The organism is Rhizobium sp. NLR16a (assembly GCF_017948245.1).
Lineage (GTDB): Bacteria > Pseudomonadota > Alphaproteobacteria > Rhizobiales > Rhizobiaceae > Rhizobium.
Window position 1 is genome coordinate 840,999 of the sequence record NZ_CP072865.1, and the last position, 22,563, is coordinate 863,561.

At 61.1% G+C, this 22,563-nt stretch carries 22 protein-coding genes and 1 pseudogene; 9 read left to right on the forward strand and 14 right to left on the reverse strand.

The annotated features are described in order from the left end of the window. Positions 1 to 61: 61 nt before the first annotated feature. On the forward strand, positions 62 to 532 hold the full coding sequence (locus J7U39_RS03860; protein ID WP_210630490.1) for a DUF3052 domain-containing protein: 471 nt from the start codon (positions 62 to 64) through the stop codon (positions 530 to 532). Positions 533 to 536: 4 nt separating this feature from the next. On the opposite strand, the gene J7U39_RS03865 is transcribed toward J7U39_RS03860, so the two are convergent. From J7U39_RS03865 to J7U39_RS03885, 4 genes and pseudogenes are all read right to left on the reverse strand, one after another. Continuing rightward, positions 537 to 1,679: a PQQ-dependent sugar dehydrogenase gene (locus J7U39_RS03865; RefSeq protein ID WP_210630491.1), complete on the reverse strand. Its 1,143-nt coding sequence runs from the start codon at positions 1,677 to 1,679 to the stop codon at positions 537 to 539. Between the two features lie 59 nt (positions 1,680 to 1,738). Beyond that, positions 1,739 to 2,500, reverse strand: coding sequence for a class GN sortase (locus tag J7U39_RS03870; protein ID WP_210630492.1), 762 nt, complete (start codon positions 2,498 to 2,500; stop codon positions 1,739 to 1,741). After that, entirely contained in the window at positions 2,490 to 4,871 is a 2,382-nt protein-coding gene (locus tag J7U39_RS03875; protein WP_210630493.1) for a marine proteobacterial sortase target protein, read from the reverse strand. The genes J7U39_RS03870 and J7U39_RS03875 overlap by 11 nt, the downstream gene beginning before the upstream one ends. A 235-nt stretch (positions 4,872 to 5,106) precedes the next feature. Further along, positions 5,107 to 5,748, reverse strand: a pseudogene (locus tag J7U39_RS03885) (glycosyl transferase); the annotation flags it as partial. Between the two features lie 180 nt (positions 5,749 to 5,928). Between J7U39_RS03885 and J7U39_RS03890 the strand changes: the two are divergent. The 6 genes from J7U39_RS03890 (at position 5,929) to J7U39_RS03915 (ending at position 10,829) form a co-directional block, all read left to right on the forward strand. Beyond that, positions 5,929 to 7,131 (forward strand): pyridoxal phosphate-dependent aminotransferase, encoded by a 1,203-nt coding sequence (locus J7U39_RS03890; protein WP_210630494.1) that lies wholly within the window; start codon positions 5,929 to 5,931, stop codon positions 7,129 to 7,131. Between the two features lie 100 nt (positions 7,132 to 7,231). Continuing rightward, positions 7,232 to 7,498: a type II toxin-antitoxin system prevent-host-death family antitoxin gene (locus tag J7U39_RS03895; protein ID WP_210630495.1), complete on the forward strand. Its 267-nt coding sequence runs from the start codon at positions 7,232 to 7,234 to the stop codon at positions 7,496 to 7,498. Further along, a complete protein-coding gene (locus tag J7U39_RS03900) occupies positions 7,495 to 7,881 on the forward strand; it encodes a type II toxin-antitoxin system VapC family toxin (protein WP_210630496.1) in 387 nt (128 codons plus the stop codon). The genes J7U39_RS03895 and J7U39_RS03900 overlap by 4 nt, the downstream gene beginning before the upstream one ends. 362 nt (positions 7,882 to 8,243) lie before the next feature. After that, entirely contained in the window at positions 8,244 to 9,149 is a 906-nt protein-coding gene (locus tag J7U39_RS03905; protein WP_210630497.1) for a glycosyltransferase family 8 protein, read from the forward strand. A 47-nt stretch (positions 9,150 to 9,196) separates the two neighbouring features. Continuing rightward, positions 9,197 to 10,066 (forward strand): 3-deoxy-manno-octulosonate cytidylyltransferase, encoded by an 870-nt coding sequence (locus tag J7U39_RS03910; RefSeq protein WP_210630498.1) that lies wholly within the window; start codon positions 9,197 to 9,199, stop codon positions 10,064 to 10,066. Positions 10,067 to 10,139: 73 nt separating this feature from the next. Further along, entirely contained in the window at positions 10,140 to 10,829 is a 690-nt protein-coding gene (locus tag J7U39_RS03915) for a glycosyltransferase (protein WP_210630499.1), read from the forward strand. 39 nt (positions 10,830 to 10,868) lie between these two features. Here J7U39_RS03915 and J7U39_RS03920 read toward each other — a convergent pair whose 3' ends face one another. Then, the gene (locus J7U39_RS03920; protein WP_210630500.1) at positions 10,869 to 11,966 is read right to left on the reverse strand and encodes a calcium:proton antiporter; all 1,098 of its coding nucleotides are present in this window, start codon (positions 11,964 to 11,966) and stop codon (positions 10,869 to 10,871) included. 231 nt (positions 11,967 to 12,197) lie between these two features. Between J7U39_RS03920 and J7U39_RS03925 the strand changes: the two genes are divergently transcribed. Continuing rightward, complete coding sequence (locus J7U39_RS03925; RefSeq protein ID WP_064804010.1) at positions 12,198 to 12,485, forward strand: DUF2188 domain-containing protein; 288 nt, start codon at positions 12,198 to 12,200, stop codon at positions 12,483 to 12,485. A gap of 104 nt (positions 12,486 to 12,589) precedes the next feature. Here the strand turns inward: J7U39_RS03925 and J7U39_RS03930 are convergent, their stop codons facing one another. After that, positions 12,590 to 13,099: a GrpB family protein gene (locus J7U39_RS03930; RefSeq protein WP_210631585.1), complete on the reverse strand. Its 510-nt coding sequence runs from the start codon at positions 13,097 to 13,099 to the stop codon at positions 12,590 to 12,592. Positions 13,100 to 13,131: 32 nt separating this feature from the next. After that, positions 13,132 to 14,061, reverse strand: a complete 930-nt coding sequence (locus tag J7U39_RS03935; protein ID WP_210630501.1) for a LysR family transcriptional regulator — start codon at positions 14,059 to 14,061, stop codon at positions 13,132 to 13,134. Positions 14,062 to 14,156: 95 nt separating this feature from the next. On the opposite strand from J7U39_RS03935, the gene J7U39_RS03940 reads away from it, so the two are divergent. Continuing rightward, positions 14,157 to 15,179: an NAD-dependent epimerase/dehydratase family protein gene (locus J7U39_RS03940; protein WP_210630502.1), complete on the forward strand. Its 1,023-nt coding sequence runs from the start codon at positions 14,157 to 14,159 to the stop codon at positions 15,177 to 15,179. 77 nt (positions 15,180 to 15,256) lie between these two features. On the opposite strand, the gene J7U39_RS03945 is transcribed toward J7U39_RS03940, so the two are convergent. The 7 genes from J7U39_RS03945 to J7U39_RS03975 all read right to left on the reverse strand — a co-directional run bounded on the left by J7U39_RS03945 (position 15,257) and on the right by J7U39_RS03975 (position 22,523). Then, positions 15,257 to 16,918, reverse strand: coding sequence for a dihydroxyacetone kinase subunit DhaK (locus tag J7U39_RS03945; protein WP_210630503.1), 1,662 nt, complete (start codon positions 16,916 to 16,918; stop codon positions 15,257 to 15,259). Positions 16,919 to 16,929: 11 nt separating this feature from the next. Next, a complete protein-coding gene (locus J7U39_RS03950) occupies positions 16,930 to 17,925 on the reverse strand; it encodes an ABC transporter ATP-binding protein (protein WP_210630504.1) in 996 nt (331 codons plus the stop codon). Further along, complete coding sequence (locus J7U39_RS03955) at positions 17,918 to 19,015, reverse strand: ABC transporter ATP-binding protein (protein WP_210630505.1); 1,098 nt, start codon at positions 19,013 to 19,015, stop codon at positions 17,918 to 17,920. Before J7U39_RS03955 ends, J7U39_RS03950 begins: the two co-directional genes overlap by 8 nt. A 3-nt stretch (positions 19,016 to 19,018) precedes the next feature. Next, entirely contained in the window at positions 19,019 to 19,207 is a 189-nt protein-coding gene (locus J7U39_RS03960) for a hypothetical protein (protein ID WP_097610864.1), read from the reverse strand. Continuing rightward, positions 19,204 to 20,142, reverse strand: a complete 939-nt coding sequence (locus J7U39_RS03965; RefSeq protein WP_210630506.1) for a carbohydrate ABC transporter permease — start codon at positions 20,140 to 20,142, stop codon at positions 19,204 to 19,206. The genes J7U39_RS03960 and J7U39_RS03965 overlap by 4 nt, the downstream gene beginning before the upstream one ends. Further along, positions 20,139 to 21,086, reverse strand: a complete 948-nt coding sequence (locus tag J7U39_RS03970) for a sugar ABC transporter permease (protein ID WP_210630507.1) — start codon at positions 21,084 to 21,086, stop codon at positions 20,139 to 20,141. Before J7U39_RS03970 ends, J7U39_RS03965 begins: the two co-directional genes overlap by 4 nt. A 102-nt stretch (positions 21,087 to 21,188) precedes the next feature. After that, complete coding sequence (locus J7U39_RS03975) at positions 21,189 to 22,523, reverse strand: ABC transporter substrate-binding protein (protein WP_210630508.1); 1,335 nt, start codon at positions 22,521 to 22,523, stop codon at positions 21,189 to 21,191. Positions 22,524 to 22,563 lie beyond the last annotated feature (40 nt).

The following is a 22,563-nucleotide window of genomic DNA, read 5'->3' on the forward strand; positions in this document are numbered from 1 at the left end:
TAGCAGTTGCCTTTCCGCTAGGCAAGGGCGAAGACTTGGTGCTGATGGGGGAGGTGGAGGCATGCAACACGAAAAACAGCGGCCGGCGAGCGACATGGCTGCACCCGGAACGGCAAGCTATTCCGGTACGCCGCTTGCCAGGAAGCTCGGGCTTGCGCATGGGCAGGCTGCCGCTCTTCTCGATGTTCCCGAAACGATCGAAGACATCGTTGGTTTCGCCGGTTTTGCTTCGGTCGTCCGCGTGCTTCCCGAGACGCTTTTGCGGGCGTTTGACTATGTGCATCTATTTGTCACTGAGCGCATGGTGCTGGAAGCGGCGGCGCCAACGCTTTTGCGGGTCCTAAAGCCCGACGGCATGATCTGGATCTCCTGGCCGAAGAAGAGTTCACGCGTGCCGACCGATATCACCGAAGACGTGCTGCGGGAGATCCTGCTGCCAACTGGCCTGGTCGACATCAAGGTCTGCGCTGTCGACGGGACCTGGTCGGGGCTGAAATTCGTCATTCGCAAGGAATTGCGCAGCGCGCTGTGATCGCTCAACCGTTGCTGGCCGGAGCGCGCGAGACCCTGAGCAGCGCGCCGTCGTCCTCGTCCGTCACCATCAGCAGCGCGCCATCGGGCGCCACGATGACGTCGCGGATGCGGCCGTAATCACCTTCGAACAAGCGCTCTTCGGCGACGAAGGCGCCGCTCTCGTCGCGCTGCATGCGCGAGAGCAGCTGGAATTTCAGTGCCGCGACGAGGAAGTCGCCGTCCCATTCCGGGAACATGGCGCCGCGATAGACAGCGAGCGCGCCGGGCGCGATCGAAGGATCCCAATAGTGCAGCGGCTGCTCCAGCCCTTTTTTGGCGGTGCCTTCGCCGATCTCGGCGCCCGAATAGTCACGGCCGTAGGTGATGATCGGCCAGCCATAATTCTTGCGGGCTTCGATCCGATTGATCTCGTCGCCGCCGCGTGCGCCATGCTCGACGGTGTAGAGCTTGCCGTCCTTGGCATCGAAAGAGATGCCCTGCGGGTTCCGGTGGCCCTTCGACCAGATCTCCGGCAGCGCCTTGCCGCCGTCCTTGAACGGATTGTCGGCGGGGATGCTGCCGTCGGCATTGATGTGAACGATCGAGCCGGCATCGTCCTGCCAGTCCTGCGAGCGGTCGCGGTCGCCGCGGTCGCCGACACTGATGAACAGCGTGCCGTCAGGGGCAATCGCGATACGCGCGCCATATTGGATGTTGCCTGAGGTGAAGCGCTTCATGGTGAAAATCGGCGTCACCGCCTCAAGCGTCTTTTCGTCAGGAGATAGCGTCGCGCTGAAGGCCTCGGTGCCGGAGCCCTGCTTGTTGGCGATGGCGGCGGTGAAATAGAGTTTTCTGCTCGCGACAAAGTCCGTGGCAAGCGCCACGTCCATAAGACCGCCCTGGCCGCGGGCATTCACTTTGGGCACGTTGCCGATCGGCTCGGAAAGCTTGCCATTGCGGATGATACGTATGCGGCCCGGCCGCTCGGTGACGAGATAGGCGCCGTCGGGCAACACTTCGACCGCCCAGGGGTGTTCGAGACCATCGGCCAGTTTTTCGACGCGAACCGTAGGACCCTGCGTGTTGACGGTATCGGCCGCATTGGCCGAAGTGGCGCCGAAAAGAATCAGCGTCGCGGCGAAATGGAAGGCGGATATTCTTGTCATTTGCTTCCCCGTCGTCTCTCCATCCGGAACGTGGAGTGGGCAGGGCAGAGCTTCAAGCCTCAGTCTGTCTGTAATAACGGCTTTGTGTTTGCCGGTTGAACGGAGCCGGCCGCGTTACCATCGACCAGTTCGGCTTCGAGGATGTAGCGCAGCGGCCCGCGTTCGGTCGCATCGAAAGGCCAGCAGGTGGTCAGTACAAGGCGGCGGCCATCGGAGGAGGGGTCGATGCCGCTCGCGTCCCAGGGGGCAACGCGGCCTTCGCCGGCCTTGAATGTCAATAGCTTGCCGTCGCGGCGGGTAACTTCGATCGTATCGCCCGGCCTTATATATTGCAGCCAGCGGAAATGGGTGTCGCGATGGGCGGCGATGACGGAGGTGCCTTCGTCGCCCGGCTGCGGTGTATTGGCGAGCCAGGCCGGACCGAAGGCGAGCGCTTGGCCGGAGGCGCCGGAAAGCACGATCGCCTCCTTGCCGAGGCGCGGCGCACGCACCCTCGCTTCAGTGATGAAATCGGCCCAAGGCCAGGGTTTCGTCTCCTTGCCGCTCAGTTCGGCGGCAAAAGCACGCTTCAGCAGGACCTGAGAGATTTCTGCCTTCGCCTTCAGCAGGAGGCCGTCGCCGATCAGCGTCAAGCCGTAGAAAGCAAGACCGGCAATGGCGAAGGCGATCGTCTTTTCGATCGGCGAAAGACGCCAGAGGAAGAAACCCTTTCTCCTCCGTGCCTTCGGCATGTCGTGGGCCGTGGCGGCGGCCATGGCGAGTTCCAGATAGGTCGGAAGCGGCTCGAATTCGGCCGCTTCCTGATTGTTGCTAGAAGCCATCGCGCTTGGCTCCGGCAGTGACGAGACCCTTGAGGCGGCGGCGCCAGATGGCGAGCCCGCTCGCCGCCGCCAGCGCCAGCAGCAGCATGGTGAGCCCGCGCATGATCTGCTCGTCGGCGCGCGTCGCCGTCTGCGGCAAGTTCACGGTTGAGCTCTTCTGCGCGATCAGCATGGCGGCTTTCGCCGTCGGCGCCGCGGCCATCAAGTTGGCGATCTCGGGCGATGCGGCGAGATCCTGGGTTGCGGCTGCGGTCCGTTGCGGTTCGGCTCTTCCAACCGGCGTGGCCGCGCCATGGCGTTCGGCGCCGCCAGAAGGGACAGCATTTTCGCCGAAGACCTTTCCGAAGTCCCAACCTTCGGGGAGGTTGAGCGGCAGCTTCGTCGAGCCGAGCGGTTCGGTTGCCGGCCGCGACGGCGTGACGTCGACGGCGACCAGACTGGTGACGCGCGAGACGAGGTGGTGGGCGAGCGCCACCGTCTCGATGTCCTTGTCGAGTGCCGCGGGGTCCTGGCGCTCATAGGCACGGGCCTCGAAATCGTCGATCTTGCGTCGCGCCCAGAGCTTGGAAATGCCGTTGCCGTCTGCGGCATTGGCGATATCCATCTCGACGCGCCAGGGCTGGTTGCCTGTCTTGCCGACGATCTGCAGCTTGCCGGTAGGCTTTTCCTGCGGCAATTCCGCAGTCAGAACGACGGGCTCGCCGCTATAGAGGTCGGGCATCGGGTTCGGCGTGATATCCTCGGCTTCGATGCCTTCGAAGGTTGCGGCGATATCGGTCATTGCGGGGTTCTGCAGCTTGGCGAAGAGTTCGCTCATGCGGCTTGCCACCTGGTCGGTCGAGCCAATCTGGGTGAAGGTGCCGCGGCCGACCTCGGCGGCTTTGGTCATGAAATAAGTGTTCGGCGCCGAGCCGATGCCGACGGTGAATACGCGGGCATCGCCGTGGTTTGCGGTGATTTCCTGGAAGAGCTGTTTTTCGTTGCCGATCGCGCCATCCGTCAGGAAGACGACCTGGCGCAGAGCGCCGGTTGCGACGGGGCCTTGGTTGCGAAGTGCATCCTCGAGCGCCGGCAGCATTTCCGTGCCGCCATCGGCGTTCAGGCTCCGGACGTAAGCGATGGCCTTTTCGCGGTTATCGGGAGTAGCGGCGACGAGGCCGTTGAAATAGTCGGTCATCGTATCGTCGAAACGGATGACGTTGAAGCGGTCGTCCGGGTTCAATCTGGAGATGGCAAGCGCCAAGCTTTGTCTTGCCTGCTCGATCGACTGGCCGGACATGGAGCCGGAATTGTCGATGACGAAGACCACTTCGCGTTTTGCCGGCGCTGCCGCATCCGGCGCGGTGGGCGGGGTGACGAAGGCAAGCAGATAGGTCTTGCCATCAATCGCTTCGCGGAAGAGGCCGGCGCCTGGCGTCTTGCCCGGAGCGGCTTTCCAGGTGAGCTCGAAATCTTTGTCGGCAGGAACCGCGTCTCCTTTCAGGCTGATCGTTCTCGCCTGGTCGCCGTCCTCCCGGATATCGACGTCGTGGAAGGACGACTTCACTCCACTGAGCGGGAAGCTAGCCTTGAGATTGACTGTCAACGAGATCGGATTGATTTTGGCATTCTCGCGCGGATCGAGCACCGGGGTTTCGATCTTCTCGCGATTTTCCACCGGGTCTCTCGGTGTTGCGAAGCCGGCACCGTTGTTGAACTCGACGGTCTGGACGATCGGCGCCGGATTGTAGCGCGGCGCGACGACCATTGGGAAACGCAGCGAGAATTCGCCGCCGGACTGGTGGACCGTCTGCTGATATTCGATCTGCACGACGATCTCTTCGCCGGGACCGATATTGGCGACCTGGTTGGTGAAGATGTTCGGCCGTTGCTGTTCGAGCAGCGCTGTCTTCTTGCCCTCAGCCTTGGCCTGCTCGTAGATCTCGCGGGCTTCCTGGCGCGGCTTGATCTGGCCTTCGATGAAGCGTTCGCCGATCTGCATCTTCAGCGCATCGACGGCGGAATTGTCCGGCAGCGGGAAGACGTAGGTGCCCTCGACCCAGCCCTGGCTCGGGTTCTGGAAACGCTGGGTCACCTTCACCCTGGCGATCGGGCCGGAAACAGCGATTGCGACGTCGGTCTTCAGCCGCGGCGCTTCGACATAAAAGCCCGGTTCCTTCGACGGGAAGAGCAGCGAGCCGCTATTGACGTCGTTCGGCCGTAGAAGGGCCGCGAGCTGGCCGGATGCCTGCCGCGTCTCGGCGCGGGCGGCAGAGGCAAGCCCCAGCATCGCAGCGATGCAGGCGACAAAGGCGGTGACGGCGACAAGACATGAAATGGAGATCCGGCGCATGCGCATGCGCCCAATGGCGAACTCATCTTCCAGAAACATTGGCCTACCCTCAATAACCAATTTTGGATGAGGGAATGATGCAGCTTCGATCTCGGCGCGCTCGCGACCGAATTGCGGCGGCGGGCGGCATTTGTTGCGGCTTATTCGTGGCGCGATTGAAATCCGGCGATCTCTCTGATTTTAAAAGACGAAAAACATGATCATCGTCACCGTGAAAATACCGCGGCCGGGGTCATACCCTGCCCAAATCCCGTGCCCCCAATTGTCGTGACGTTCATGGATGGGTAATTCTGTAGACCAGCAAATCATCCGAATCCACAAGCTTGGTTGCGGTCTTGTTCAGATAATCGATGACGCCGACATGATGCTCGATGAACCGTAGATCCTGCTTGTCGGCGGCGTTCTTCGCCACGCCGAACAGATCCGCCCCCTGCCGCGCAGGTCCTCGAGCTGCCCGATCGCCGTGGCGTCATTGGCGACGAATTTCGACCATTCGGAATCGCCTCCGCCGGGTGGAAACACCCATCCGCGCGCCCTGCTGTAATAGACCGCGACGGGATCGCCGGCCCTCGGGCGCGATGGCGACGACAAGGTCGCCCGGTTTCGCCAGCCGCGCCAGTTCCTCGTCAAGCAGCTTGCCCTTCATGGCGATTGGCTTCTTCATCGTCCTGACGAGGGGGAAGGGTCGACCAGCCCACAGCGACGACCACGATGCAGATCAAGCGGAGCACGACCGCCGGGGTTGTCTTAGATGAAAGCTTTGCCAGAAGAAGCGCGCCGTGGCCGCAAATATCGCGGCCGGCACATGGAAGATGTGCAAGTTCCATACATTGCTGGTGATCTCGCCCGCCGCAGCCAGATAGAGGATGACAGCTGCGGCCAGCCAAACAAGAGTGTGCGGTGCGTTTCGACTGCGCGCTGCAAGTCCCGGTGAGAACGACGGCGGGTCCGCCCGCCGGTGCGGCAAAACGATCGATAAGAATCATTGCCCCCATCACGCCTTTGCCCTTGAAATGCCGTCATACATTGGACATAGAGCTAACCGCAGAACTCCGGTCCCGGCTTTCTGCCCGTTTTAACCAATAGGACCGATATCATGGCCTTCCTTGCCGATGCTCTTTCCCGTGTGAAGCCTTCAGCCACCATCGCCGTTTCCCAGAAAGCGCGCGAGCTGAAAGCGAAAGGACGCGACGTCATCGGCCTCGGCGCGGGCGAGCCGGATTTCGATACGCCCGACAATATCAAGAAGGCCGCCATCGACGCGATCAACCGCGGCGAGACGAAGTACACGCCGGTTTCCGGTATCCCTGAGCTGCGCAAGGCGATCGCCGCCAAGTTCAAGCGCGAGAACGGCCTGGAATATTCCTGGGAGCAGACGATCGTCGGCACCGGCGGCAAGCAGATCCTGTTCAACGCCTTCATGGCGACTCTGAACCCGGGCGATGAGGTCGTCATTCCGGCGCCCTACTGGGTGTCCTATCCGGAGATGGTGGCGCTCTGCGGCGGCACGCCGGTGTTCGTTTCGGCCACCCAGGAGCATAATTTCAAGCTCCAGGCCGCCGATCTCGAAAAGGCGATCACGCCGAAGACCAAGTGGTTCATCTTCAACTCGCCGTCCAACCCGACGGGTGCGGCCTATACGCATGCCGAACTGAAGGCGCTGACCGACGTGCTGATGAAGCATCCGCATGTCTGGGTGCTGACGGACGACATGTACGAGCACCTGACCTATGGCGACTTCAAGTTCGTCACTCCCGTGGAGGTCGAGCCCAGCCTCTACGACCGCACACTGACGATGAACGGCGTCTCCAAGGCCTATGCCATGACCGGCTGGCGTATCGGTTATGCCGCCGGCCCGCTCCATCTCATCAAGGCAATGGACATGATCCAGGGTCAGCAGACCTCGGGTGCGACGTCGATCGCCCAGTGGGCGGCTGTCGAAGCGCTGAACGGCACGCAGGACTTCATCCCGGCGAACAAGAAAATCTTCGAAGCTCGCCGCGACCTCGTCGTGTCCATGCTGAACCAGGCCAAGGGCATCGTCTGCCCGGTGCCGGAAGGCGCCTTCTACGTCTATCCGTCCTGCGCCGGCCTGATCGGCAAGACGGCGCCGTCGGGCAAGGTCATCGAGACGGACGAAGATTTCGTTTCCGAGCTTCTGGAATCGGAAGGCGTCGCCGTCGTTCACGGCTCCGCCTTCGGCCTCGGCCCGAATTTCCGCATCTCCTATGCGACGTCGGAAGATCTGCTCGAGGAAGCCTGCCGCCGCATCCAGCGCTTCTGCGGCGCCTGCAAGTAAAACGAACCGCGATCATATCGATCGAAGGCCTGCCGGTGACGGCGGGCCTTTTATTTATCCGGCGTTGACGGTGTGGCTGCATGTGGCTACATTTGGTATCATGAAGACCGTTTCGATCCGTGACGCGAAGAACCGCCTGACCGAGCTTGCCCGCGAGGTCGAGGCAGGCGAGACCATTGTCGTCACGCGGAACGGCCGACCGGTGTTCGACCTGGTGCCGCATCAGAAACGCGGCGGTTTGAATCTGGAGGCCGGTCAGGCCTATCTTCGTGCTCGGGGTATTACCAATCCGGTGCCGTTCATCGCGGATGATTTTGACGATCCGCTGCCGGAGGATTTCCTCCTGAGGCCTTTGCCGGAGTCATGAGACTTCTTCTTGATACTCACATCGTTCTCGCGATCCTGAGGAAGGATGCTGGCGCGCGATTTCCGGAGATCGCGTCGCTGCTCGGCGACAGCAAAACCGTGGGCTTCGTCAGCGTCGCGAGCCTTTGGGAAACGGCGATCAAGGCTCGTCTGGGAAAGTTGGATCCCGGCATGCCGCTCGAAGACATTGCCGGTTCTCTTGAGGAAATAGGGCTGATCCTGCTGGGGATCGAAATTCAGCATGTGATTACTGCCGCCGACCCCGAGCCGGAGACGCGTGATCCCTTTGATCGGCTGCTGCTGGCGCAGTGCAAGGTCGAAGGCTTGCAGCTTGCCACCGTCGACCGGCTGCTCGTCGATCATCCTTTGGCGCTGCGGCTTTAGAGCCTTTCCTGGTCAGATTGCAGCGTTCTGCCGGAGCAGGTTTTCGTCAGGGCAAAGGCGATTGGCGACGGGCATACCCGCAGGTACGTCCGAGCCGATCGCCCGACGCGCGCCGACCGGTCGACCATCCAACTCCGTTTGAGCCAACAGAATGCTGCAATCTGACCAGGAAAGGCTCCAAGTTCACATCCCGATTCAACCCGTTGCCGCATTGAATCCACTTCGCCTCGCAAGTCGTTGAATTCCGATTCAAAACGTGACGGGGAGTGCCGGTGGGGCGGGTGATCTGCTGTTGCGGGCGGACGCCAAACCAACTAGATATCCGGCATCAAGTTCAAATTGCCGCTTCGGGGGTCCGGATTTTGCAGCAGAGTGCCGTCATCGTCTGTTCTGACGTTAACATGCTCCCGGCCGCCTGCTGCACTCTGCTTTCCGTCAAGCGCAATCTTACCAATGCTGATGTAGAGTTCCTGCTTCTCGGCATTGACCTCAAGCCGCACGAGGTCGCCGAGGTCGATAATTTTGGGCGGCTTCACGGTATGGCGATCAGGGTGTTGCCCTATAAGACGCCCGACACCGGCCTCCAGGCGCGGGGCCGCTGGTCCGCCGCCACGCTGGCGCGGCTCTATATGGATCGGGATATACCAGAACATATCGAGCGCCTGCTTTACCTCGATGCCGATGTGCTCGCGGTGGCATCCGTCGACGAACTCTTCACGCGGGATCTCCAAGGCAAGGCGCTTGCTGCCGTCGACGACTATGTCATGGCCTTTCCCGAAAAGGCCGGCGCACGCCAGCGCAAGATCGGCATGAGCGAGGGCGGCCGTTACTTCAATGCCGGCGTGCTGCTGTTCGACTGGTCGGCCTGCCGGGCGAGGGGGCTTTTCGCAAGGACCCGGGAGATCTTCGAGGAACGGTCGCACCTGTTCGAGAACAACGACCAGGATGCACTGAACGTCACTTTCGATAGCGATTGGCTGGTGCTCGATCCGCGCTGGAATACGCAGACGGGCCTGCTGCCTTTCGTCGGCCGGCCGGCCATCTTTCATTTTACCGGCCGCAAGAAGCCGTGGCAGGCGAACGTTCCCTGGGTGCACCGGCGGATGGCCGATCGTTATGCCGAAGATCTTCGCAACACGTCCTGGGCGTCTTTCTGCAGGCAACCGTCGACGACGGACCGAGTGGCGGGCTTCCTCTCGCATGTGGGAAAGCAGATCGGCGGGCTGACGCGGCTTGCCCGGATGCGCGCCTATTTCAGCAACAGCTAGTCGGGCGGGCGGAACGCGTCGTCCTTGGAAAGTGCATGTGAGGCGATATGGAAGCAATCCCCAGCGATAACAAGGCTACGACCACTCCGGATGGTGGCTTCAATTTCCTGACGCCGGAAGCGTGGAAGGCGTTGTTGTCGGGCTATTCCCATATCGTGCTGGTAGCAAACAGCGAGGCGGTCGATATTGAACGGCTGCGGAGCGAATTGCCGGAGACGGCGCTCTACGTCTTCTTCAACAAGGTCTACAAGGTGCTCGACGAACCCTTCGTCGGCCATTCCATGCTGGTTGCCCGCAGCGACGTGATGGGCGCCCATATCGTCCACCGGCGCGAGGCGGCGGATGTCTTGCGGTTCTTTGGCGGCGACGATTTCCTCGGCGTCGTCAACATCCGGGTCTCCGTCGAGGAAAATCTCAGCGAAAAGAGCCGCTTCGAAGGCGCTAAGGCCCGTCACCTTGATCTGACGCAAATGCTCGCCGATCTCTATCCGATCGGCAAGATCGCGACGAGCGGCTTTGCGGTGGCGCTGTGGCTCGCCGATCTGCAGTTGCCGGGCAAGATCCTGCTTGCCGGCTTTTCGGCGAAACGGAGCGAGAAGTGGAAGGTGTTCGACGTGCACGATTGGACGTTCGAGCAGATCTTCCTGCGTCTCTTTGCGCGCATGGGATCGATCTCGATGATGGGCGGCGTCGATGCCAGCCCCTATTCGGCGCTCGCCAAACGGTTTCCTGAGGTGCCGCCGATCGAGATCGCGATGACTGCGGCTGAGGTCTTGTCGGAGCGGCTCGACAATACGAACAGCCAGATCGACAGGCTGATGTCCGTCACCAAGTTCATCCGCGCCGTCGACAATTTCTTTCGGCGGTTCAAACCGAAAACCCGCAAGCAGCGTTTTCTCGAAAAGTCGAAGGGATGACTGTCGCGGGCCTTTGCTAACAGGCGTGGGTGGCCACGAAAGCTGTTGCCGATACTGGCGATCAAGGTGGACAATGGAACAACAGAACGTTCGAATATTTGTGGGATTCGATCCCAAGGAAGTGGTCGCCTACCACGTTCTCGTGCAGAGCATCATCGAGAAGTCGTCGATCCCGATCGAGTTCTCGCCCATTGCGCTCTCCAACCTTGGCGGGATTTTCACCCGCCAGCGCAACGCGATGCAATCCACGGAGTTTTCCTTCTCGCGTTTCCTGACGCCCTATCTCAGCGGTTACGACGGCTGGAGCATCTTCATGGATTGCGACATGCTGATGCGTGCCGATATCGCCGAGCTTTGGGCATTGCGCGACGAGCGTTACGCCGCCATGTGCGTCAAACACGATTACCAGCCGAAGATCGACACCAAGTTCCTCGGCCAGGCACAGACCAAGTACGAAAAGAAGAACTGGTCGAGCCTCATCCTCTTCAACAATGACGAATGCCGCGCGCTGACGCCCGACTACGTCAATACCGCGACCGGGCTGCAACTCCATCAGTTCAAATGGCTGGAGAATGAAGACCTCATCGGCGAATTGCCGGTGACGTGGAATTACCTCGTCAATGAATACGACTACCGCGAAGACGCCAAGAACGTCCATTTCACCGATGGCGGGCCTTATTTCGAGGAACACAAGAACGACGATTACGCCGAGGAATGGTTCGCGGCCCGCGAACGCCTGCTCTTCGCCCAACAGTCCGCCTAAACAGCCTGTTCTTTCCCTTTTTCCGCGGTGAGGGAGCCCTCAGAGACCAAGCGCCGTCAGCATGACGAAGGTGGCGAAGAGGATGAAATGCGTCATGCCTTCTATGGCGTTGGTCTCGCCGTCGTTGAGGTTGATCGCGGCGGCAATCAAGGTGATCGTTACCATCACCGTCTGCACCGGGGTCATCGCCATGATGAAGGGCTGGCCGGTATAGAGTGCGATCGCCTCCATGACGGGCACCGTCAGGATCACCGTCGACAGCGAGGCGCCCATGGCGATGTTGACGGTCGCCTGCATTCGGTTCTTGAGCGCCGCCCGCAACGCGGTCAGGATTTCAGGCGCGGCCGAAATCGCCGCGACGACGACGGCGGTCACCGCGATCGGCGCGCCGCTGTCGCGCAGGCCTTCGGTCATGAAAGCCGACATGAACTCCGCCAGCAGGCCGATGATGACGACGCCGACGAGGATGGTGGCGATCGAGACAGCGGCCGGTCCGTCGGCGCCGTGTTCTTCCTGACTTTCCCGCTTCCGCTCGGAGCGCGGATAGCTGTAGCTGAAGAAATAGCTGTGCTGGCCGACCTGCATACGCAGGAAGAGGCCGTAGAGAGCGATCATCGCGACGATGGTAAAGGCGGAATAATAGTGCCACTTATCGCTCGGCACGAATTCCGGCACGATCATCGAAATGCCCATGGCGGTCAGGATCATCACGCCGTAGGTCTTGCCCGAATTGTCGTTGTAGGGCTGCTCCCCATGCTTGAGGCCGCCAAGGAGGGCCGCGAGGCCGAGGATGCCGTTGATATCGAACATCAGGGCCGAGTAGATCGTGTCGCGCACGAGCGTCGGCGAGCTCTCGCCGCTCATCATGGTGGCGAGGATGATGACTTCGACGGCGAGAGCCGAAAGTGTCAGAATCATCGTGCCGTAGGGATCACCGACCTTGACGGCGAGGAGTTCGGCATGATGGGCGACGCGGATGGAGGCGAGTACGATGGTGGCGACCAAGGCGGCGGTGGCGATGAGCGCCAAGCCGCGCCCCATCTCGATAACCGTGTGTTCCAGAAGATAGGCCATCACCGCGACGACGAGTGCGGTGACCAGAAACCTCTCCTCGTTAAGGCGTGACGCGATACCCAAGCCTCGGCTCCCGTTGTGATTCACGCCTTTTAACTAAGTCACTGATTTCGGAAGGGAAGCGCACGGTGGCACTCTGCTATTTGCAGTCTTCGGCGTTTAATGGAATACTGAACGCCATCGGGGCCGGAAAGCAGATCGCGGCGTCCTCGAATTCTCGTCACGCGGCCGCGATGATCCGGACCCTGTCCGGAAGCATGCGAATGCGCAACAAGATGATGAGGAGACGGATGCATGATCAAGGTGGTCTATGAAGTCGTGCCGCATGACGGCGGTTGGGCCTACAGGCTTGGAGGCGTCTATTCCGAGGCATTCCCGACCCATGCCGAGGCGCTCGAAGCTGCGCGCATCGTCGCGGCCGAACAGCAGGTCGGCGGCGATTCCGCCGAGATCAGCTGGCAGGACGAAAACGGCAAATGGCATGAGGAATATGCTGAGGGCGGTGACCGGCCGGAAACCGAGGTGGTCGACGGCTTATGGCAGGAGCGATCGGCTGGAGCCTCGCAGAGCGCTGGACATTAACCCTAAAGCGCGTCGTGATCTTTCAGATTCGCTCGCTGCGATTTAAGTCCTTGTCTTTGCGCATGCCGTTATCGCACAACCGCGCGCTTTTGCGCGACATGCACCTAGCCCCTCAATGCCCGCGTGACAATCGTGTCGACAAACTCGCGCTTCTCAGTGGTATAGCGATCGCCATCCATTCGGAATTCAGCTGCCAGCCTGCGTTTCAGCGCGGCATAATCGGCCGCCGCCTCGGGATGCGCGATGAGATAATCCCGGAAAGCCAGCCTGTTTCGATGCGTGCCGTTGCCGGCCGGGCAAAGGTAGACGCGCTCCGCCGGCATCGAACCTCTCGATAAGAATGCCCAAACCTCGTCGTCATAGCGGTTGCCGCGCGGTTCGTAGTTTTCCGAGAGAAGCACCTGCGTCGCATTCTCGATATGCTCCAGACCGGGAAGGACAATGTCGATATCGATGAGGGGCTTGGCGGCCATACCGGGTATGGCGGTGCTGCCGACGTGATCGATGGCGAGCGCCTGCGGCAGCAAAGCCAACAGCTTGGCTCGGATGCGCTGGAAAGCTTCCGGCCATTCCCTGTCATAGCTCACGAGTTCAACCGGCTTGTGCATCGTTATCTCCATAGATGCTGCGAGATTGCCCATGATTCTCATCGAAAATCGATCTCGATCTCCGCTTGCGCGCCGGTGGAATGACGATGGTAAGCCCGGATCCCCTTGACCAGCGCGTCGAAAGTGGCGCGGCAGCGCGGTGAGGTCTTCAGGCTTTCGTGCATGACCACCCATGTGCCGAGCGGAATCTCGAACGCATCGGGAAGCACATGCACGAGGTCGGGGTTTTCGCGGGCCAGTCCGATCTGGCAGAGGCCGATGCCGACGCCGGCGCGGATTGCGGAGAGCTGGGCAAGATTGCTGTCGGTCCTGTAGGAGAATTTGATCCCTTCGGGCGCCGGATAGCGTTTCATCACCATGCGGACGTAGGCCGTCTGCCGGTCGAAGCCGATGAGCCGGTGGTTGGCGAGGTCCGCCATGGTTTGCGGAATGCTGTGCCGTTCGAGATAGCGGCGGTGGGCGTGGAAGCCGATCGGGATGTCGCCGATGCGGCGCACCATGAGAGCATCCTGCTGCGGCTCGGCCATGCGTACGGCGATATCGGCCTCGCGATTTACCAGATCTTCGATCGCATCGGATGCCGAGAGCTCGATGTGGAGTTCGGGATAGGCTTCCTGCAGCGGCCCGAGAATCCGAGGCAGGATCTCGACGGCGACGACCTCGCTGGCGCTGACCCTGACCGTTCCGGCTACCCTCTCGCGCTCGCCGGATGCGGTGCGCAAAAGGGCGGCGGCGGTTGCCGCCAGCGTTTCGGCATAGGGTTTCAGCGCCTGTGCGGCGTCGGTTGGCACGAGGCCGTTCGGCGACCGGATGAAGAGCTCGGCGCCGATCGCCTGTTCCAGTGCGTCGACATGGCGGCCTATGGTCGGCTGCGTCAGCCCCAGTTCGCGCGCGGCGGCCGAAAGCGACCCCTGCTGGAGCACGGTCAGGAAACTGCGGTAGAAATCCCAGCTTGGTTCGAGAGGCATATGTTTTTGTATAACTGATCCACTTATTTCGTCAATTTTGTTTATCGGAAAGCAGGGGCATAGTCATCTCATGCAATTGAAAGGAGATGATTGCGATGAGTGGAGAGACCAAGATCACGGCGCTGGTTCTCGGCGCGACCGGCGGCATCGGCGGCGCAATCGCCCGCAAGCTTCTCGCCCGCGGGTGGCGCATCCGGGCGCTCAACCGCGACGCCGCCAAGGCATCGAAGAACGAGCCGGCATTCGAATGGGTGCAGGGCGACGCGATGAATGCCAGCGACGTGCTGGAGGCGGCTGAAGGTGTTGACCTGATTGTCCACGCGGTCAATCCGCCCGGCTATCGCGACTGGGAAAAGCTCGTGCTGCCGATGCTCGACAATACCATTGCCGCCGCTCGCGCCGTCGGTGCGCGCATCGTTCTGCCGGGCAACGTCTATAATTTCGGTCCCGATGCTCTGCCGGCGCCGACGGAGGAAAGCCCGCAGCATCCGGTGACCAGGAAGGGTGCGATCCGTGTCGAGATGGAGACGCGGCTGAAGGCGGCATCGCAATCCGGCGCGGGCGCGATCATCGTGCGGGCCGGCGATTTCTTCGGTCCGGGCGCAACGGCCAACAGCTGGTTTTCATCGGGGCTGGTGACGCCGGGCAAGCCGGTTGGCACAATCAAGAATCCGGGACGGCGCGGCGTCGGCCATCAGTGGACCTATCTGCCCGACATGGCGGAAACCATCGTCCAGCTCATCGAGCGGGCCGATCGGCTGCCGCCCTTTGCCGTTTATCATATGGATGGCTTCTGGGATGCCGATGGCATGCAGATGGCGGAAGCGATCAAGCGCGTTTCCGGTGGCAAAGCAAAGATCGCCGGCTTCCCGTGGTGGATCGTGCCGCTCGCCGCGCCTTTTATGCCCATCATGAGGGAGATCAAGGAGATGCGCTATCTCTGGAAGGTGCCGCTCAGGATGAGCAACGCCAAGCTTGTGGCCGAACTCGGCAAGGAGCCGCGCACACCGATCGATGAGGCGGTGAGAGCCACACTCGTGGCCCTCGGCTGCCTGCCCGAACCGCATCACGACACAGCGGCCGCCTTCATTGCGCATTCGCCGGTTTCACCTCGTTAAGGTTGGTAACGCTTCATTTCGATCGCTGAGATAGGCCCGCCAAGTTCCATATCCTGGATAATCGTCATTGTCGACATTCAGCCGGTGATGCGCCTGCCGGTCTCTGCCGCCTCATCGGGGCGGAGAGCCAGGAATTCGAAGAGCCGGGCCACCGCTTCCGCGCCGGGATCGATATGGCCTTCGAGCTGCTTGGCGTTGATGTATGCGGCGCGTCCGGCTTTCGCATGAACGAGCGTGGCGGTCAGGTCCGCGCCGGCGCGGGCGGCTTCCGCAGCCGCGGCAAATCCCACGTCGAGCGCATCCAGGGCCGGCGAGAGAGCATCGACCATCGTCCGATCGCCCAGACGCGCGCCGCCGATCTCCTGCATTCGGGAGAGGCCGGCCTTGAGGGCTTCGCGAATGCTCAGCCCGCTCGATGCGCCATCGCCGGCCGCGGCAAAGAAGATTGCGAGAAGCACACCCGAGGAGCCGCCCATGGTCTGGCTGAGTTCCTGCCCCATGGCCCGGAAGAGCTGGGTGTGATCAGAGAGGGGGAGACGATCAAGCGCCTCGATGAGCGAGCGGGCAGCACCGGCCAAGGTCGAACCGGTATCGCCGTCGCCCGACTTCGCATCGAGCGCATTCAAGTCCCTCTCCGCGCCGATGAGAAGATTGCAGCAATCCGTCAGGAACTGGCGGGTGGGTTCGTGCCTTGATGCAATCGGGGCGATCGGCGTCAATCCGTCCGGCAGCGAAAGCACCGTAACAGGTTTGACGGCTGTCACGCCCGGCCAGGCGGCAAGTTCAACCGGCTTGGAAAGAAGCTCCAGTTCTGCCTTGCCGGCAGGGAAGACCGAGATTGAGAATCCCTGCATGTCGAGAGACGTCATCATCGGCGCCGGTCCGACGATGTGTGAAATCCTGCCCGCGATGGCTGACTGGAGGAGTTCGTGAACGACGACCGACATTTCCAGGACCGAGGTGCCGCCGAGGTTGTTCACGAGGACGACGTGAGATCTGTCATCCATCGATTGCGCAAGACGCTCGACCATCGCGGCGACCGCGCCTTTCGCACCCGAATATTCGACCTGCTCGACACCGGCTTCACCGTGAATGCCGAGACCGAGCTCGGCGTGACCGTCCGGAATTCGGTGCTCCTTCGGAGAGCCCGGCACTGTGCACGTATCGAGCGACATGCCGATCGAACTGGTGTTTTCGATCACCCGGCGCGCGGCTTTGCTCACCGCCCCGAGGTCGGCGCCGCTCTCGGCGAGCGCACCCGCGATCTTGTGAACGAACAGGGTTCCGGCCACGCCGCGGGACTGCGGGAGATCCGGCAGCGCGATGTCGTCATCCACGATGACCATGCTGACGTTCAGGCCAAAGGCGCGTGCGCGTTCGGCGGCGAGACCGAAATTGAGGCGGTCGCCGGTATAGTTCTTCACGATGAGCAGGCAGCCGGCTGGTCCGGTGACGGCCAGGATACCGGCAAGGATCGCGTCCACGCTCGGCGAGGCAAAGACATCGCCGCATACGGCTGCAGTCAGCATCCCCTTGCCGACGAAACCGGCGTGTGCGGGCTCGTGTCCCGAGCCGCCGCCGGAGACGATCGCAACCTTGCTCTTGTCCCAATCGGAGCGGACGACGACGCGAATATGCGGATATCCGTCGAGGCGGCTGAGCGCGCCGCCGGATGCGGCCAGAAGGCCGTCGAGTGCTTCGGTGACCGCGTTTTCCTTGCTGTTGAGGAACTGTGACATTCTCGCCTCCCTTAAACTAAGCGCATGCCGGCCGCGTCGAAATAGAGCGGCTTGTTCGGCTGGATCTTGATGGTTTCACCGCCCTTGAGCTCGGTATGGACGTCGGTGACGGTGATCAGATTATGTGTCTTGAACGTGATATGGAGGCGCGTCTGATCGCCGAGATGTTCGACGCGCGTAACCGTCGCATCCTGGCCATCGCCCTGATCGATATGCTCGGGCCGCAAGCCGATCGATTTGGCCTTCGCCGGCGCGCCTGGGAAGAGCTCCGCGGGAATGACATTGATGCGGGGCTGCCCGAGGCGCGTCGCGGCGTAGATGCTGACCGGATGTTCGTAGATCTCACGCGGGGAGCCGAACTGGACGAGCCTGCCCTCTTGGAGAACGCCGACATGGGTTGCCATCGTCATCGCCTCGACCTGGTCGTGGGTGACATAGAGCAGCGTCGCGCCGGATCTGGCCTGGATATTCTTGAGCTCGATTCGGAGATCGGCGCGAAGCTTGGCGTCGAGTGAGCTCAGCGGCTCATCCATCAGATAGATCTGCGGGTTCCTGACCAGTGCGCGCCCGATCGACACGCGCTGCATTTCTCCGCCCGATAGCGCGGTCGCCTTGTTGTCGAGCTTGTGGGAGATCTGGAGGATTTCCGCAATCGCGTTCACCTTCTCGTCGATCACGCGCTGCGGCGTCTTCAGCAAGGGCGACTTCAGGGGAAATTCCAGGTTCTGGCGGACCGACAGATGCGGATAGAGCGAATATTGCTGGAACACCATGGCGACGTTGCGCTGGGCCGGCGTCAGGCCGCGCATGGACCGTCCGCCGATCATGACTTCGCCGACATCGGGGTTGTCGAGGCCGGACACCATGCGCAAAGTCGTCGTCTTGCCCGCACCCGTCGGTCCAAGAAGGACCACGAACGAGCCGTCGGGGACGATCATCGAGACGTCATCGAGTGCACGATGGCCGGCGAAGGATTTGGTGATGTTTTTCAGGATGACCTCAGCCACGGCGCACCACTCCTTCGTTGGCCTCGGAAACAAGCGCGTTTCCGGTCGCAGAGTCAAAGATCGTCAGGTTCCTGGAATCGAAATCCAGGCCGATCAGTTCGTCGACATGTGCGGATTGATTGGACGGTGTGCGGGCCTTGATCTCACCGTGGGCGGTGTCGATCGTGACGATCTGCGTCGTGCCGAGATATTCGACGGCAATAACCCGCCCGCGATAGGCTGAATCGTCGGTGAAGCTGATATGTTCGGGTCTTACGCCCAGGGCGAGTTTGCCAAGGCGTTCGTCCCGGCAGACCGGAACCTTCACCACGTGTCCGGCGAGGCTGACCTGGTCGTCGCCGGCGCCGATCGAGCCTTCAAATTCGAGGAAATTCATCGGCGGCGAGCCGATGAATTTCGCAACAAACTTCGTCGCTGGCCAGTCGTAGATCTGCTGGGGCTTGCCGAATTGTTCGACGACGCCGTGGTTCATCACCACGATCTTGTCGCCCATCTGCATGGCTTCCAGCTGGTCATGGGTCACATAAACGGTGGTCGCGCCCATGCGGTCATGCAGAGCCCGCAATTCTTCGGCCATGTGCTCGCGGAACTCGGCGTCGAGCGCGCCGAGCGGCTCGTCCATGAGGAAGGCCTTCGGATTGCGCACGATGGCGCGACCGAGCGCGACGCGCTGCCGATCGCCGCCGGAGAGGCCACCGACCGGCTTATCGAGGATGTTCTCGATCTTCAGGATCTTCGCGACTTCCGCGACGCGCGCGGTGACCTCGGCCCTCCTCATGCCCTGGCTCACCAAGGGATAGGAAATGTTCTTGCGGACGTTCATGTGGGGATAGAGAGCGAACATCTGGAAGACGAAGGCGATGTCGCGCTCGCTCGCCCTCTTCATCCCCACCTCTTCGCCGCCGATGTAGATTTCGCCGCTGGTTGGAAGCTCGAGCCCCGCCATCATCCGCAGGGTTGTCGTCTTGCCGCAGCCGGACGGGCCGAGAAGCATGAAGAACTCGCCGTCTTCAACGGTGAAGGTGGAAGCCTTCACCGCGTTGAAGGCTCCGAAATCCTTGCGCACATTCTGAATTCTGATCTGTGCCATGCTTCACTCCGGGAAATGGCTGACGACGACGAACATCACTGTTCCCACAAGCGTCACGATGAAAGAGTAGGAGTAGAGCGACAGCGACAGGGGCTGCATCAGCATCACGACGCCAAGCGCGATCAGGATCGACGCCACCATTTCCCATGCATCGCGGCGCAGGCGGAACAGGCGATTGAGAAAGGTCGTCATTTGCGGACCGCTCCGAAGGTAATGCCGCGCAGGAGATGTTTGCGAAGCAGGATCGTGAAGACCATGACCGGCACCAGGAAGATGGTGGCGCCGGCGGCGACGGCGGGCCAGTCCTGGCCGCTGACGCCGATGATCGTCGGGATGAACGGCGGCGCCGTTTGCGCGTTGCCCGATGTGAGGAGGACGGCAAAGGCATATTCGTTCCATGCGAAGATCAGGCAGAAGATCGCCGTCGATGCGATGCCGGTGACGGCCTGGGGCAGCACGACTTTGTAGAAGGCCTGGAAGCGCGTATAGCCGTCGATCAGTGCCGCCTCTTCGTATTCGATCGGGATTTCGTCGATGAAACCCTTCAGCAGCCAGACCGAGAGGGACAGGTTTACCGCGGTATAGAGCAGGATCATGCCGGCATGCGTGTCGCTGAGACCCAGCGATCGGAACATCAGGAAGATCGGGATGGCGACGGCGATCGGCGGCATCATGCGCGTCGACAGAATGAAGAAGAGAAGATCGTCCTTCAACGGCACCTTGAACCGCGAAAAGGCATAGGCAGCCGCCGTGCCGAGCGTGATGCACAGGACGGTCGAGCCAAATCCGATGATGACGGAATTATAGAACCGCTCGGCAAAGCGCGAAGCACCGGTAATGACGACGCCCTCCTTGCGGACCAGTTTATCGTACCAGGTCGTCGGTTCGCCCAGTGCCTTGAGTTGATCCTCAGGCACGCGGGTGCGGGTCGTGAAGAGGTTCACATATCCCTCGACCGTCGGCTGGAACACCATTTTGGGCGGATAGGCGATCGCGTCCTCAGGTGATTTGAAACCGGTCCCGATGATCCACAGCAGCGGAAGGAGGGTGACGACGGCGTAGAAGACGACCAGAATACCGGCAACCCACTTCTGACGCCCGGATGGTTCGGTTACGGAATAGCTCATCGTTGTTTCACCTTGTTCAGAGCTTTGACGTAGATCGACGCAAGGCCGAAGACGGTGACGAAAAGAATGACGGCGTAGGCGGATGCGTAGCCGGTTCGCCATTGCTCGAAAGCGGCGCGCTTCAAATTGATCGAGGTCAGTTCGGTGATCGATCCCGGACCGCCGCCGGTCAGCTGAACCACGAGGTCGAACATCTTGAAATTCTCGATGCCGCGGAAGAGGACGGCCAGCATCAGGAACGGCAGCACCATCGGGATGGTGATGGTCCAGAACTGACGCCATTTGCTCGCGCGGTCGCATTCGGCCGCCTCGTAAATGCTGTCTGGAATGGAGCGCAGTCCTGCAAGACAGATCAGCATCACGAAGGGCGTCCACATCCAGGTGTCGACGATGACGATGGCCCAAGGTGCCAGCGACGTGTTGGCGATCATCGAGAAGCTGGAAGGATCGTTCCCTGTGAGGAAGCCGACCACGTAGTTGAACAGGCCGATTTGCGGCTGGTAGAGAAAGGTCCAGAAGTTGCCGACGACGGCGGGGCTCAGCATCATCGGAAGCACGATGATCGTCGTCCATAGGTCGTTGCCGCGGAACTTCTTGTTGATCAGATAGGCAAGCGAAAAGCCGATCAGCACCTGCAGCACGATGGTCCAGATCAGGAAATGAGCGGTGGCCTGCATGCTCTGCCAGATATCGCTATCCGTCAGGATGTTGATGTAGTTGCGCAAGCCGACGAACTCGATCGGCGCGTTGGGCCGGTTCACCCTGAAGTTGGTGAAACTCAGCCTGATCGTCCAGATCAGTGGAAAGATGTTGATGGCGAGCAGCAACACGATCGACGGTGTTACGAAGAGCCAGGCTATTGCGCGATCGGACAGGCCTTTGACCCGGGCCGCGATTGCAGGCGGAGTCGCGCTGGCGACCCGATCGATCGGGGAATGGAGCATGTTCATCTCCTTGGCATGAAAGATGGTGGTATGCAGGGCCGGCTCGGTCCACATGGCCGGCCCTGCGCGACGCTCACTGCTGGGAGAAAGCGGCTGTCAGCGTCAGTATTTTCCGTCGTCCTCGAAGACGCCCGTCCAATCCTTCACGAGGCCGTCGAGCGCGACTTTAGCGCTGCCCTGGTTTGCGACCACATAGTCGTGGAAGCGCTTCTGCGATGCCTGGAGGAGAGAGGCGTAGGCAGGTTCGGCCCAGAAGTCCTTCACGATCGCCATCGAATCGAGGAACGGCTTGGAGTAGGGCTGGCTGGAGGCGAAGCCCGGATCTTCCACGACTTCCCGAAGCGCGGAGTAGCCGCCGAGCTTCCACCATTTCTGCTGGATTTCAGGCTGACCGAACCACTTGATGTAGTCGAGCGCTTCCGTTTGTTTGTCGGAAGCGGCGACGACCGAAATGCCCTGGCCGCCGAGCTGGGCAAACTGCACACCCTTCGGGCCGGCCGGATTGGGGAAGTAGCCAGACTTGTCGCCGCCGACATTGCCATCGGCGTTGATCCCCGGCCAGGTGAAGGTGAAGTTCATCTGCAATGCGACCTGACCGGATTTATAGGCGTCGACGTCCTGGGTCATGTAGGCGTCGGAATGGCCGGGCGGCGTGCAGCAATCGTAGAGCTTCTTGTATTCTTCAAGCCCGGCGACTGCATCGGGCGAGTTGACGAAACCTTCGAGATCGTAGGGCTTTTTCGGGTTCTGATATTCGAAGCCGTAGCTGTAGAGCGCATTCATGGCGCCCATGGTGATGCCTTCGGAGCCCCGTTCCGTATAGATCGCCGCGCCGTAGACCTTCTTGCCGTCGATTTCGCGCCCCTGAAAGAACTGGGCAATATCGACCAATTCGTCCCAGTTCTTCGGAACGGCGAGATCACGGCCGTATTTCTTCTTGAACTCGGCCTGCAATTCGGGACGTGAGAACCAGTCCTTGCGATAGGTCCAGCCGACCACGTCGCCGAAGGCCGGCATTGCCCAGTAGTTGGGCGAGTTCTTCGGCCATTCGGCATATCCGACGACGGTAGCCGGGATGAAATCGTCCATCTTGATTCCTTCCTTGTCGAAGAAATCGTTGAGCTTGACGTACTGCTTGTTCTCGGCCGCGCCGCCGATCCACTGGCTGTCGCCGATCAGCAGGTCGCAGAGTTTGCCGCCGGAATTCAGTTCGTTGAGCATGCGATCTGCAAAATTCGGCCACGGCACGAATTCGTAGTGCATCTTGTTGCCGCTCTTCGCCTCGAAATCCTTGCTGAGCTCGACGAGCGCATTGGCAGGATCCCATGCCGCCCAGCACAGGGTGAGGTCTGCGGCCTGGGCATGCGAAGCCGTACCGGCAGACGCGACGATATACATCCCGGCAGCGAGTGCCGAGCTCATCAAAAGAGACTTCATAACTGCGATCCTCCCGTTGAACCTCCCGACCTCCATCGCG